We start from the raw sequence: 13066 nt of genomic DNA on the forward strand, positions 1-13066 counted from the left end.
GGACGCTCACTTCCCTTCGCGGAGAGCGAGGACGCTGCCCTCGGCGTCGGCGGAGATGTACAGAGTGCCGTCGGGGCCCGCGGCGATACCGGCGAACGGTCCCTGTGGACCGGCGAACGGGATGATCCCCTTGAGCGGCTTGGGGGTGACACCTTCGGGCGCGCCGACCGGCAGGTGCCGGGCGATGATCTGCTGCGCCTTGGTGTCCAGGTCCACGCTGATCAACTGCTTCGACCCGGCGTCGACGATGTAGAGCTTTCCGTCGCGTACGAGGATTCCCTGCGGTCGTTCGAGACCGTCGACGAGCGTGTCGACGCCACCGCTCGTGACGGAGACGACGCGACCCGCCCCGGCTTCGGAGACGAGAAGCGTTCCACCCGCGGTGAATGCCACGCCCGTCGGATCCTGAAGTCCCGAGGCCAGCACTTCCGACTGCCCGGACCGGACGGAGTGCACCTTGCCGGTGCCGAGGTCCGCGACCGCCACGGTTCCGTTCCCGGAGACCGCGACGCCGTAGGCCTGGGAGAGTCCGTCGAAGAGCATCTCGCTCTCGGCGGTGGAGGGACGGTAGCGGGAGACGTGAGTGTCGCCGGCGACGATGAAGTCGCCGTCCCCGACGGCCGTGACGCCGCGGATGTAACCGGGCCAGCCGGGGTGGAAGAGCATTCCTGCCGTGTGCAGTTCGCCGTCCGAGCCGAGCGCGAGCAGGAAGGTTCCGTCGGCGACGAAGAGGGTTCGCCCGCAAGAAGATCGACCGGGGGGTGTCGATCACCGGCGCTCTGATCGGCACCGATCGGCTCTACGGATTCGCGCACCGCAACCGGGAGATCCGGATGTGCACGACCTCGTACACCCACGACGCCGGCGTGCTGGCGCAGTTGGAGAACCTGGTGACGATCAACTCCGCGATGGAGGTCGACCTGACCGGGCAGGTCAACGCGGAACAGAGCGGGTCCGCGTACCTGGGCGGCACGGGTGGGCAGGTGGATTTCGTGCGTGCGGGCGCACGTTCGCCGGGAGGCCACGCCATCATGGCGCTGCCGGCGACCGCGAAGAACGGCACCGTCAGCCGGATCACCGCCGCGCTCTCGGGCCCGGTCACCACCGCGAGAAGCGAGGTGGACGTGGTCGTCACCGAATTCGGAGCCGCAGAACTGCGTGGACGAACGCTGGCCGAACGAAGCAGACGGCTGATCGCCATCGCCCACCCCGACTTCCGCGACGCGCTCGACCGTGAGGCACACGTGATCCGACAGAGAGGTTTCTGATGAGCCGAGTTGTCCGATGACCGGGGATCCGGCGAACGCCGCAGTGTTGTTCGATGCCCGGGACGACGGCATCGCCGTCATCACGCTGAACCGGCCGGAGACGCGCAACTGTCTCACCGCGGAGGTGCGCGCGGGCTTGTACGCCGCATGGGACCGCTTCGAGAACGATCCCGGCCTGCAAGTCGCCGTCCTCACCGCGGCGGGGGACAAGGCGTTCTGTGCGGGTGGCGACCTCAAGGAGATGGTCGAGACGGGGATGACGGTTCCCCCCCGCACGCTGATTCCGGTCCCGTACGACACGGTCGAACTGTCGAAACCCACGATCGCGGCCGTCAACGGGGCCGCGTTCGCCGGGGGCTGGCTGATCGCGCAGTCGTGCGACCTGTGTGTGGCGAGTACCGGTGCGACGTTCGCGGTGACGGAAGTGAAGGTGGGCAGGAGCTCACCGTGGGCTTCTCCACTGATCCACATGATCCCGCAGCGGATCATGATGGAGATCCTCCTGACCGGAAACCCGATCACCGCGCAGCGGGCGTACGAGATCGGATTGGTCAACAGGCTCGCCGAGCCCGGAGACCTCCTCGCGACGGCACTCGGCCTGGCGGGTGAGATCCTCGCCGGCGCACCCCTGTCGGTTCGTGCGGCGCGGGAGACCGTGATGCTCTCGACGGAGATGGGACGCTCGGCTGCGCTGGTCGCCGCCCGGCACGCGTCCGAGCTTTGCTACAACAGCGAGGACGCGCAGGAAGGGCCGAGGGCGTTCGCGGCCAAACGTGCGCCCCAGTGGCGGGGCCGCTGATTCAGTGCGGTGGCGGGGCCGCTGATTCAGTGCGGTGGCGGGGCCACTGATTCTGTGCAGTAACGGGAGACGCGGGGACCACGACGGCGAGGGCCCGCCCGGATCACTCCGGGCGGGCCCTGCTGTTCGACCAGTGGTGTTACCGCATGCGACGGCGACTGACGATGTCGCGGACGAGGATGAACACGATCACCGCAGCGAAACCGATGAGGTAGAGGTCCTCGACGCGGCCGGTGTGGTTGCCGATCATCATCAGGAGGAGGAACGCGGCGAAAATCCAGCCTGCGGCACGGAACGCGCGCGGTGCTTCACCACTCCAGCCCCACTCCGCCGAGGGCACCTCCGCCACCGTTCTGTCATGAATGGACTCCAGCTCGGTACCGGCCACCGTTTCCTCCTGCTTGCCAGTTGGTCCTGTTGCCGCTAATCGTGACATACGACCGCCCGTCGTATGAAGTGGGGGCGCTCTCACGGCAAGTCCGGTACGACCCGTGACCACCGGTTCATGACGTGGACACCGCCGTCGGGAACAATGCATCCGTGGCCGAAGCAGAGAACTCCTCCCGTACACGCGTGCTGCTGCTGGGCAGCACCGGCTCCATCGGGACCCAAGCGCTCCAGGTGATCGACGTGAATCCCGACAAGTTCGAGGTGGTCGGCCTCGCCGCGGGCGGTGGCAACATCGACCTGCTGGCGGAGCAGATCCGTCTGTTCGGTGTCTCCGAGGTCGCGGTCGCCGACCCCGCCGCCGCGTCGCGCCTCGACCGTCCGGTGCGCAGCGGCCCCGACGCGGTGACCGCGCTCGTGCGGGAGGTGGAAGCCGACGTGGTGCTCAACGGGCTCGTCGGCTCGCTCGGGCTCGCGCCGACCCTCGCGGCTCTCGAGACCGGGGCGCGCCTCGCGCTGGCGAACAAGGAATCGCTCGTCGCCGGTGGTGCGCTCGTGACGGCAGCGGCCGCTCCGGGCCAGATCGTGCCGGTCGATTCCGAGCATTCGGCGATGGCGCAGTGCCTGCGCGGCGGCACTGCCGACGAGGTGGCCCGTCTGGTGCTCACCGCGTCGGGTGGGCCGTTCCGGGGCTGGACGGCAGATCGTCTCGAGTCGGTCACACCCGAGCAGGCCGGCGCCCATCCGACGTGGTCGATGGGCCCGATGAACACCCTCAATTCCGCGACGCTCGTGAACAAGGGGCTCGAACTCATCGAGGCGCACCTGCTGTTCGGTATCGCCTACGACCGGATCGACGTCACCGTCCATCCGCAATCGATCGTGCATTCCATGGTGACCTTCACCGACGGGTCCACGCTCGCCCAGGCCTCGCCGCCGTCGATGACTCTGCCGATCGCGCTCGCGCTCGGCTGGCCGCACCGTGTCGCGGAGGCGGCTCCGGCGCTCGATTTCTCGACGGCGTCGACATGGGAGTTCGAGCCGCTCGACAACGCGGTGTTCCCTGCTGTGGAACTCGCACGCGCCGCGGGAAGCCGCGGTGGCTGCCTGACCGCCGTGTACAACGCGGCGAACGAGATCGCCGCCGAGGCGTTCCTCGCGGGACGGCTCTCGTTCCCCCGGATCGTGCAGACCGTCGAGGCCGTGCTGGACGACGCCGACGAGTGGTCGGCGCAACCCAGTACCGTGGACGATGTGCTCGCAGCCGACGGCTGGGCCCGCAGCCGGGCGCGCACACTCGTCGACTAGGAGGATCGGCCACACATGATGTTCGTATTGGGCGTTGTGGTTTTCGCCTTTGGCATCGCCGCCTCCATCGCCCTGCACGAGGCCGGCCACATGTGGACCGCGCAGAAACTGGGCATGAAGGTTCGGCGCTACTACATCGGCTTCGGGCCGCGCATCTTCGCCTTCCGCCGCGGCGAGACCGAATACGGTCTCAAGGCCATCCCGGCCGGAGGTTTCTGCGACATCGCGGGCATGACCGCCCTCGACGAACTCGCTCCCGACGAGTACGACCGCGCGATGTACAAGCAGAAGACGTGGAAGCGCCTGGTCGTCATGGCGGGTGGCATCGGGATGAACTTCGCGCTGGGCATCGTCCTGATCTATGTCCTCGCCGTCGCGTGGGCGCTGCCGCAACTGCATCCCAAGGCCACCGTCGCGGAGGTGTCCTGTGTGGCACCCAGCCAGGCGGGGGCGGACGGCGACTACGCGCTCGCCCCGTGTACCGGCACCGGGCCTGCGGGTGAGGCGGGAATCCAGCCCGGTGACGTGATCGTCGCTGTGGACGGCCAGGAGGTCGAAGGGTTCTACGCGCTGGTCGAGGCGACACGCGCCGCCACGGGTACCGTCGACTTCACGGTCGAGCGGGGTGGGGAAACCCTCACCGTGCCGGTGACCGTCGAACAGGTGCAGCGGTACGTGGAGAACACCGCGACCGGGGAGATCACCTCCGAGACCGTGGGCGCGATCGGCGTGACGGGAGAGGAGAACCGTCCGACCGAGTACAACGCACTCACGGCGATTCCGGCGACGTTCCAATTCACCGGCGACCTGGCCGTGATCACTGCCCAGTCGCTCATGGATCTGCCCAGCAAGGTGTCGGATCTGTGGACTGCGGTGACAGGCGGTGAGCGCGCCATCGACACCCCGGTGAGCGTGGTCGGTGCCAGTGTCATCGGCGGGCAGTTCGCGGAGCGCGGGATCTGGCAATCCTTCGTCCTGCTGCTCGCGCAGCTCAACTTCTTCCTCGGTGCCTTCAATCTCCTGCCGCTGCTTCCGCTCGACGGTGGGCACATGGCCGTGGCGATCTACGAACGCATCCGCAACTGGGTGCGCGGATTGCGCGGGCTGCCGGAAGGAGCGCCCGTCGACTACATGAAACTGCTTCCGCTGACCTACGTCGCCGTCGTGATCGGTGGCGCGTTCATGGTCCTCACCCTCACCGCCGACATCATCAACCCCATCCAGCTGTTCTGACCTGCGCCGCTAGAATTGCCGGGTAGCTACGAAAGAAGGCGAACTGTGACCAGCCCCGTCGGATTGGGCATGCCCGAACTGCCCGCGGTCCTCGCGCCGCGACGCAAGACACGCCAGCTCATGGTCGGCAATGTCGGTGTCGGAAGCGATCACCCCATCTCGGTGCAGTCGATGTGCACCACCAAGACCCACGACATCAACGCCACGCTTCAGCAGATCGCCGAGCTCACCGCCTCGGGCTGCGACATCGTGCGTGTTGCCTGCCCTCGGCAGGAGGATGCCGACGCTCTCGCGACCATCGCGAAGAAGAGCCAGATCCCCGTGATCGCCGACATCCACTTCCAGCCCCGGTACATCTTCGCCGCCATCGACGCGGGATGCGCCGCGGTGCGGGTCAACCCCGGCAACATCAAGGAGTTCGACGGTCGCGTCAAGGAGGTCGCGAAGGCGGCCGGCGACGCGGGCATTCCGATCCGCATCGGCGTGAACGCCGGTTCCCTCGATCCGCGCCTGATGCAGAAATACGGCAAGGCGACGCCCGAAGCGCTCGTCGAGTCCGCGTTGTGGGAGGCGGGCCTCTTCGAGGAACACGGCTTCGGCGACATCAAGATCTCGGTCAAGCACAACGATCCGGTCGTGATGGTCGAGGCCTACCGTCAGCTCGCCGCCCAGTGCAACTACCCGCTGCACCTCGGTGTCACCGAGGCCGGACCGGCCTTCCAGGGCACGATCAAGTCCGCGGTCGCGTTCGGCGCGCTGCTGAGCGAAGGGATCGGCGACACCATCCGCGTATCGCTGTCCGCTCCGCCCGCGGAGGAGATCAAGGTGGGCACGCAGATCCTGCAATCGCTGAACCTGCGCCCCCGCAAGCTGGAAATCGTGTCGTGCCCGTCGTGCGGGCGCGCACAGGTCGACGTCTACACGCTGGCCGACGAGGTCTCGGCTGGGCTCGAGGGGATGGAGATCCCGCTGCGCGTCGCAGTGATGGGCTGCGTCGTCAACGGTCCGGGTGAAGCCCGCGAGGCGGATCTCGGTGTGGCGTCGGGTAACGGCAAGGGCCAGATCTTCGTCAAGGGCAAGGTCATCAAGACGGTGCCGGAAGCGCAGATCGTCGAGACGCTGATCGAAGAGGCGATGCGGATCGCCGAGGAGATGGAAGGCGACGCCGGAGCCGGAAACCCGGTCGTGTCCGTCGGCTGATACCCCGATTTCCCTGAGCGGGTGACGCGTGGCACCCTGATCTCGTATCGGCTTGTCGACGGGTGGTGAGCGAGTGCTCAAGCTTCTGGGTGTCCGGTCGCTGGGTGGCCGTGATACGGCCTCGGTGTTGCGGGTGCTCGCGAGAGACCCTGTGGCGTCGTGCATGGTGGCGGGTCGCGTCGAGGAGTACGGTCTCGACGGTCGTGCTGTCGGCGGCGACATGTGGAGTCGCGGCGGGCCGGAGTCCTCACTCTGCTTCGCCGGCGCAAACCTCATACCCCTGCTCGGGAACCCCGACGACATCCAGGCGTTCGCCGAGCGAGCCGTCCGCGGGCCGCGTCTGTGCTCCTCGATCGTGGGCCGCGCCGAGTTGGCGCTGCCGATGTGGGAAGCACTCGAATCCGCGTGGGGGCCTCCGCGTGAGGTTCGCGCCGAGCAACCGCTGCTGGTTCTCGACCGGGAACCCCGCATCGATCCCGATCCGCGCGTCCGGCGGGTGCGCCCGGAAGAACTCGACGCCTATCTCCCCGCCGCCATCTCGATGTTCATCGAGGAGGTCGGAGTCGACCCGCGTCTCGGCGACGGGGGAGCGGGATACCGGCGAAGGGTCGCGAGCCTCATCGCCGCCGGACGCGCCTGGGCGCGCTTCGAGGACGGCCGGGTCGTGTTCAAGGCCGAGGTAGGGTCACAGTCCTCGACGGTGGGCCAGATCCAGGGCGTGTGGGTCGACCCGGACAAACGCGGCGCCGGTCTCGGTGCCGCCGGAACGGCCGCGGTCGGCGCAGCCGTCACCGCGACGGGGCGTCTGCCGAGCCTGTACGTCAACAGCTTCAACACCCGGGCGCGCGCCACGTACGAACGCATCGGTTTCCGCCAGGTCGCGACATTCACGACCGTGTTGCTCGACTGACGCGCCTCGGCCGATTCGGGCGCTCGTCCGCTTACCATGACGGGCGATGAGCCCTCGACGTTCACCTCTGGCGCCCGCGCGGCCCGGTCGTGTCGCCGTCGTCGCGGTCTGGGTGGCGACGGCGCTGCTGTGCGGTCTTCTCGTCGCGTGCACGCCCGGCGTCACGGGCCCCCAAGCCGCCGCGCAGCTTTTTCTCGACGACTTCGCGGCGCAGGACTTCGCCGCAGCGGCCGCGCATTCGGACCGGCCGGACGAGGCCGAGGGCGCACTGGGCGAGGCATGGGACGGGCTGCAAGCCGAATCCCTGGTGGCGACCACCACCTCCACGCGCATCGACGGAGATTCCGCGACCGTCGGGTACAGCTACGAATGGCACCTGCCGCGAGAGAGGGTGTGGCAGTACACGGGTGAACTGCACATGGGGCGAAGCGGCGAGCAGTGGTCGGTCCGATGGGCGAAATCGGCTCTCCACCCGCAACTCGGCAACCGCCAGACCATGCAACTGCGCAGCACTCCGGCCCCGCGCGCCCGCGTCAACGAGCATGCGGGCAGCGACGTGCTCGTCCCGGGGACCGTGTACGGCATCGCCTTCGATGCGACGCAGAACAGAGACGTCTCGTCCGCGGCGAAGGCTCTGGCCGCCGCGCTCGTGCAGTTCGACTCGTCGCTGAGTGCTCAGGCGATCGCCGAATCGGTGACCGCGGTGTCCGGCCCTCGGTCGGTGATGCGGCTCGCGGAGGACGACTACGAACTCGTTGCCGACCGTCTTGCCGCGATACCCGGTGTGGTGGTGACCGAACAGTCCGATCTGGTCTCGACGGATCGTGCCTTCGCGCCCGACCTCGTCGGGCAGGTGAAGAAGGCGGTGATCGGCGAACTCGACGGGACCGCGGGGTGGAGCGTCGTCATCGTCAACCAGTACGGCGTCGACACCGATGTGCTCACCGAGACGAAACCCATGCCGGTGCCGTCGGTCTCCATCAGCCTCGACCGTCCGATCCAGGTGGCCGCGCAGAATGCGGTCGGCGCCCGGACGGAGCAAGCAATGACTGTGGTCATCGAGGCCTCCACCGGCGCGGTGCTTGCGGTGGCGCAGAACTCCGCTGCCGACCGCGACGGACCGGTGGCGCTCGCAGGGCAATACCCGCCCGGCTCCACATTCAAGATCATTACATCGGGCGCCGCCATGTCGAGCGGTCTCGCACTGCCCGACACCATCGTTCCGTGCCCGGGACGCATCACCATCGGCGACCGCAGCATCCCGAACTACAACGAGTTCGCGCTCGGCTCGGTCACACTCGCCACCGCCTTCGCGAGGTCGTGCAACACCTCGTTCGCCAAACTCGCCTCCGAGATGGAATCGGATGCGTTGCACACCGCCGCCGGGCGATTCGGCATCGGCGTCGACTACGAGGTGGTCGGCATGCCGACATTCACCGGGTCGGTTCCGCCCGCGGACGATCTGGTCGAACGCACCGAGGACGGATTCGGGCAGGGCAAGGTGGTCGTCAGCCCGTTGGGGATGGCGCTCGCCGCCGCGACCGTCGCGAGCGGGCGCACACCCGTCCCGTATCTGATCGAAGGCCGGGAGACGGTCGTGCAGGGTGATCCCGCTCCGGTTTCTCCGGAGGTGGTGGCGGGCCTGCGCGACATGATGCGCCTGGTGATCACGAGCGGCACCGCCGACCGCATCCGGGACCAGGGCGACGTGTACGGCAAAACCGGTGAGGCAGAGGTGGAGGGCGGTTCGCACTCCTGGTTCGTCGGCTACCGGGGTGACCTCGCGTTCGCGACCCTCGTGGTGCGAGGAGGCAGTTCGGACAATGCCGTCGCGGTCACGCGCGACATGTTCGCCGCGTTGCCTCCCGGCTACCGGGACGACGGAGCCTGATCGTCAGTCGACGGGTGGCTCCGCCGGTGCAGACGTCCGGTGCGTCATCCCGCCGTATCGTGCCAGCAGGCGGGTGGCGACCCACAGCAGTGCGCCGATTCCCAGCAGGACGCCTGCGATGCGGTATTGGGTGCCCGGTCGATCCACCAACGGGGACACGAGGAACAGGCAACTCGAGGCACCGATGACCGGCAGCACCGTGGGCGCCCGGAAATGGTTGTGGTCCACGTGATCACGGCGCAGGACCAGCACGACCACGTTGACGATCGTGAACACCATGAGGAGAAGCAATGCCGTCGTGCCGCCGAGTTCGGGGATCTCCCCGACGAACGTGATGAGCCCGACTGCGAGCAAGGAGGTGAAGGCGATCGCCACGTAGGGCGTGCGCCGCGTCCGGTGCACCTTGCCCAGCGCAGCGGGGACCACACCCTCGTGCGAGATCCCGTAGAGGAGGCGGCTCGCCATCAGCATGTTGATCAGGGCGGTGTTGGCGACCGCGAACATCGTGATGAACGCGAAGATGCCGAGGGGGAAGGCCGGCGCACCCGCTTCGACGACCCGCAGCAGCGGTGTCTCGCCCTCCCCGAGGAGGTCGGGGGGCACCAGTGCCACCGACGTGATGGAGACCAGCACGTAGATGAGCGCGGTGATGCACAGACCGCCGAGCAGGACCTTCGGGAAGATCCGCGTCGGGTGTTTGCACTCCTCGGCCATGTTCACGGAATCCTCGAATCCCACCATGGCGAAGAACGCGAGAGCCGTGCCCGCGACCACCCCGGTGAAGACGGAGCGATCACCGGTATCGATCTCGACCACTCGCGAGAAGTCACCGGTGCCGAACCCGAGCGCCCACATCCCGATGAAGATGATGATGAGCAGGCCCGAGAGTTCCACGACGGTGAGCACGACGTTCGTCTTGACGCTTTCGCTGACCCCGCGCACGTTGATCACGGCGACCGCGACAATGAACCCCAGCGCCACCACGGTGATCCCGATTCCGCCCGCGAGGTCGAGCTCGAACGCCTCCCCGAAATTCGCCGCGAACGCCCGTGCCGCTGTCGATGCGGAGGTGATACCGGATGCCATCACCGTGAACGTGACCATGTACGTGAGGAAGTGGATCCCGAAAGCTTTGTGCGTGTACAGCGCGGCACCCGCGGCGCGCGGATACTTCGTGACCAGTTCGAGGTAGCTGAACACGGTGATCGTGGCGACGACGAACGCGGTCAGGAACGGCAGCCAGACGACTCCGCCGACTTCGTTCGCGACGTTGCCCGTGAGTGCATAGATCCCTGTGCCGAGAATGTCTCCGACGATGAACAGGAGCAGCAGACCCGGCCCCATCACACGTTTGAGTTCGGGCGCTGCGGTGGTCTCCGGCATCGAACGCTCCTTCCCGATGCCCGACCGATCCGGAACCCGAAGGGGTCAGGGCAGCAGCCCTGATTTTCTCGCGGCGACCACCGCTTCGTGGCGGGAATGGACATCGAGTTTGCTCATGGCGCTGCGGAGGTAGCTCTTGACCGTTTCCGGACCGACCGACAACCGCCTCGCGATCTCGGCGTTGCTGCACCCGAGGGCGACGTAGGACAGGACATCGGTCTCGCGGGACGAGAGCGTCACCTCCGGCCGCCCCTTCTCGGTGCCTCCCATCGCGACAGCCAGTCGTTCGGACAGCTCGCGCAGGCGCCGCTGCAAGTGCTCGTCGCCGGCATCCCGTGCGAGAGTGCGCAACTCGGCGTGGACTTCTCGTATATGAGCGGTCGCGACCGGATCGTGCCCGTTCGGCCCGAGGTGCGTGAGCATCGCCATCCGCCGGTCCACTTCGTCGCGCACCGCGATTTCGTTCGCGAGCCGGCTTGCCGTCTGCGCGAAGGCATGTACCGCGCGTTCGCCGAGCGGTGCGCATTCCCGCGCGGCCCCGTACAACACCGCACGCGCGACTCCGCCGACCATCACCGGCACCGCCAGGATCGACCGGAGACCTTCCCCGAGGACCGGGCGATCGAAGTGGTGGGTGATCGACGACGAGCGTCCGTAATCGGCCACGGTGACGGGGCGGCCCTCCGAGAGCACACGGCCTCCCAGCCCCGCGCGGGGTGGCACGACGACGCCGGCGAGGTTGTTGGTGCGGGTCCCGAAGAACTCGCTCAGATGCAGGTCGTTGTTCTGGACCTGGCCGGCGAAGACCACGGGTACCTGTGCCTGCGCGGCGGTGCGACGGAGTTCGAGACGCAGTGCATCCCCGTCACGGGGGCGAAGCAGCGGCGATGAGACGACCGACACCGGATGTCACCCCTTTCCGGGGGTATCGGAACCAATGTGTGACTCGGATCATAGAGGCATACGAGTGCCGCGTAGAGCGCGGCCCGCCGGGATACGAGGAGAGGACGGACCTGATGGTCGACACAGCGACACGCGTTCGGGAACTGCTGGATCGTTACGACACCCCTGACGCGTGCGCTGCGCAGTTGCTGTGCGACGACCATCCCGCGGATGCGGTGGCATTCACCGTGATCGAACCCGACCTCACCTCCACCGACCTGACCTACGGCGAACTGCGCGAACGATCGCAGCGTTTCGCCGCGGCACTCGCGCACCTCGGCGTCGAACCCGGTGACCACGTCGCCACGCTCATGGGCAAGTCCGCCGACCTGGTGGTCGCGCTGCTCGGGATCTGGCGTCGCGGTGCCGTCCACCTCCCGCTGTTCACGGCATTCGCACCGCCCGCCATCGCTTTCCGGTTGCAGGCCGGCGGTGCGCGGGTCGTCGTCGCGGACGGCGATCAGGTGGGCAAACTCGCACCGGGTGACGACATGCCGCACGACGCTCCGTGGCAGGTCGTGGTCGCGGGAGAGAGCAGCGGAGTCGGTGTGCGCTTCGCGGACCTGCTCGAATCCCACTCGGCCGACGACCCGCGTGCCGAGGCGGTGGCGGTCGGCGGGACCGGTGGTCTCGTGCAACTGTTCACCTCGGGCACGACCGGCACCCCGAAGGGCGTGCCCGTGCCGGTCAGGGCCCTCGCGTCCTTCCACGCGTACCTCGAGTTCGGGCTCGACGTGCGCGAGGACGATGTGTTCTGGAACGCCGCCGATCCCGGCTGGGCGTACGGCCTCTACTACGCCCTGCTCGGCCCGCTCGCGGCGGGACGCCGCAGCATCCTCCTCCACGGAGGTTTCTCACCGGCGCTGACGTGGCAGATCCTCGACCGTTTCGGCGTCACGAACTTCGCTGCCGCGCCCACCGTCTATCGCAGCCTGCGAGCCGACACCGCGGCACATCCCGCGGTGACGCTGCGCCGTGCGTCGTCGGCGGGGGAGCCGCTCACCCCCGATGTGCTGGCGTGGTCCGAAGAGACCCTCGGTGCCGTGGTGCGCGACCAGTACGGCCAGACCGAGCACGGCATGTTCGTGGTCGACGCCTGGGCGGACGGGCTGCGCGAACAGGTTCCGCCGCAATCGATGGGCAAGCCGCTGCCCGGATGGACCTGCGCGGTACTGCGCGACGACAGCGACGAGGTCGCGGCCCCGGGAGAGGTGGGCAGAGTGGCGATCGACGTCCCCGCCAGCCCGCTCGTGTGGTTCACCGGCTACGTCGATGCGCCGGAGAAGACGGCGGACCGGTTCAGCGACGACGGCCGGTGGTACCTCACCGGCGACGCCGGGCGGGTCGACGAGAACGGTTTCTTCTTCTTCTCCTCACGTGACGACGACGTCATCATCATGGCCGGATACCGCATCGGGCCGTTCGACGTGGAATCGGTTCTGGTGATGCACCCGGACGTGGTGGAGGCTGCGGTGGTGGGCGTGCCCGACCAACTTCGCGGGGAGGTCCTCGAAGCGTTCGTCGTGGTGCGCGAAGGCGTCGAGGGCGACGATGCGCTCGAGGCCGATCTCCAGCAACTGGTGAAGAAGAAGTTCGCGGCTCACGCCTACCCGCGGACCGTGCATTTCGTTCCGCACCTTCCCAAGACGCCGAGCGGCAAGGTCCAGCGATACATTCTGCGCCGTCAGGGCGTCACTCCGTAACGAGGGCCGTCAGGGCGTCACTCCGTAACGAGGGCCGTCAGG

The 13066-nt window shown here is 67.9% G+C and carries 12 protein-coding genes; 8 read left to right on the forward strand and 4 right to left on the reverse strand.

What is annotated here, in order from left to right; genetic code table 11:
- Positions 1-6: 6 nt before the first annotated feature.
- The gene (locus HF877_RS07655; RefSeq protein ID WP_206036768.1) at positions 7-666 is read right to left on the reverse strand and encodes a hypothetical protein; all 660 of its coding nucleotides are present in this window, start codon (positions 664-666) and stop codon (positions 7-9) included.
- 95 nt (positions 667-761) lie between these two features.
- On the opposite strand from HF877_RS07655, the gene HF877_RS07660 reads away from it, so the two are divergent.
- Complete coding sequence (locus HF877_RS07660) at positions 762-1268, forward strand: acetyl-CoA hydrolase/transferase C-terminal domain-containing protein (RefSeq protein WP_346765088.1); 507 nt, start codon at positions 762-764, stop codon at positions 1266-1268.
- A gap of 16 nt (positions 1269-1284) precedes the next feature.
- Positions 1285-2067, forward strand: coding sequence for an enoyl-CoA hydratase-related protein (locus HF877_RS07665; RefSeq protein WP_169620566.1), 783 nt, complete (start codon positions 1285-1287; stop codon positions 2065-2067).
- A gap of 139 nt (positions 2068-2206) precedes the next feature.
- Here the strand turns inward: HF877_RS07665 and HF877_RS07670 are convergent, their stop codons facing one another.
- The gene (locus tag HF877_RS07670; RefSeq protein WP_296550871.1) at positions 2207-2455 is read right to left on the reverse strand and encodes a DUF2631 domain-containing protein; all 249 of its coding nucleotides are present in this window, start codon (positions 2453-2455) and stop codon (positions 2207-2209) included.
- 152 nt (positions 2456-2607) lie between these two features.
- Between HF877_RS07670 and dxr the strand changes: the two genes are divergently transcribed.
- The 5 genes from dxr to HF877_RS07695 all read left to right on the forward strand — a co-directional run bounded on the left by dxr (position 2608) and on the right by HF877_RS07695 (position 8996).
- Positions 2608-3762 carry a 1-deoxy-D-xylulose-5-phosphate reductoisomerase gene (gene dxr / locus HF877_RS07675; protein ID WP_169620568.1) on the forward strand — a complete coding sequence of 385 codons (1155 nt, stop codon included), beginning with the start codon at positions 2608-2610 and terminating at the stop codon, positions 3760-3762.
- 15 nt (positions 3763-3777) lie between these two features.
- On the forward strand, positions 3778-4995 hold the full coding sequence (locus HF877_RS07680) for a M50 family metallopeptidase (RefSeq protein WP_169620569.1): 1218 nt from the start codon (positions 3778-3780) through the stop codon (positions 4993-4995).
- A 45-nt stretch (positions 4996-5040) separates the two neighbouring features.
- Positions 5041-6195 (forward strand): flavodoxin-dependent (E)-4-hydroxy-3-methylbut-2-enyl-diphosphate synthase, encoded by a 1155-nt coding sequence (gene ispG / locus HF877_RS07685; RefSeq protein WP_169620570.1) that lies wholly within the window; start codon positions 5041-5043, stop codon positions 6193-6195.
- Positions 6196-6268: 73 nt separating this feature from the next.
- Entirely contained in the window at positions 6269-7105 is an 837-nt protein-coding gene (locus tag HF877_RS07690) for a GNAT family N-acetyltransferase (RefSeq protein ID WP_169620571.1), read from the forward strand.
- Positions 7106-7151: 46 nt separating this feature from the next.
- Positions 7152-8996 (forward strand): penicillin-binding transpeptidase domain-containing protein, encoded by a 1845-nt coding sequence (locus HF877_RS07695; protein WP_169620572.1) that lies wholly within the window; start codon positions 7152-7154, stop codon positions 8994-8996.
- A 3-nt stretch (positions 8997-8999) separates the two neighbouring features.
- Here HF877_RS07695 and HF877_RS07700 read toward each other — a convergent pair whose 3' ends face one another.
- Positions 9000-10379 carry an APC family permease gene (locus tag HF877_RS07700; protein WP_169620573.1) on the reverse strand — a complete coding sequence of 460 codons (1380 nt, stop codon included), beginning with the start codon at positions 10377-10379 and terminating at the stop codon, positions 9000-9002.
- A gap of 45 nt (positions 10380-10424) precedes the next feature.
- Complete coding sequence (locus tag HF877_RS07705) at positions 10425-11282, reverse strand: LuxR C-terminal-related transcriptional regulator (protein ID WP_169620574.1); 858 nt, start codon at positions 11280-11282, stop codon at positions 10425-10427.
- 113 nt (positions 11283-11395) lie between these two features.
- Between HF877_RS07705 and HF877_RS07710 the strand changes: the two genes are divergently transcribed.
- Positions 11396-13024, forward strand: a complete 1629-nt coding sequence (locus HF877_RS07710) for an AMP-binding protein (RefSeq protein ID WP_169620575.1) — start codon at positions 11396-11398, stop codon at positions 13022-13024.
- Positions 13025-13066 lie beyond the last annotated feature (42 nt).

Origin of the sequence: Rhodococcus sp. BL-253-APC-6A1W (assembly GCF_012843405.1) — a bacterium.
In the GTDB taxonomy this organism is placed as follows: domain Bacteria; phylum Actinomycetota; class Actinomycetes; order Mycobacteriales; family Mycobacteriaceae; genus Rhodococcus.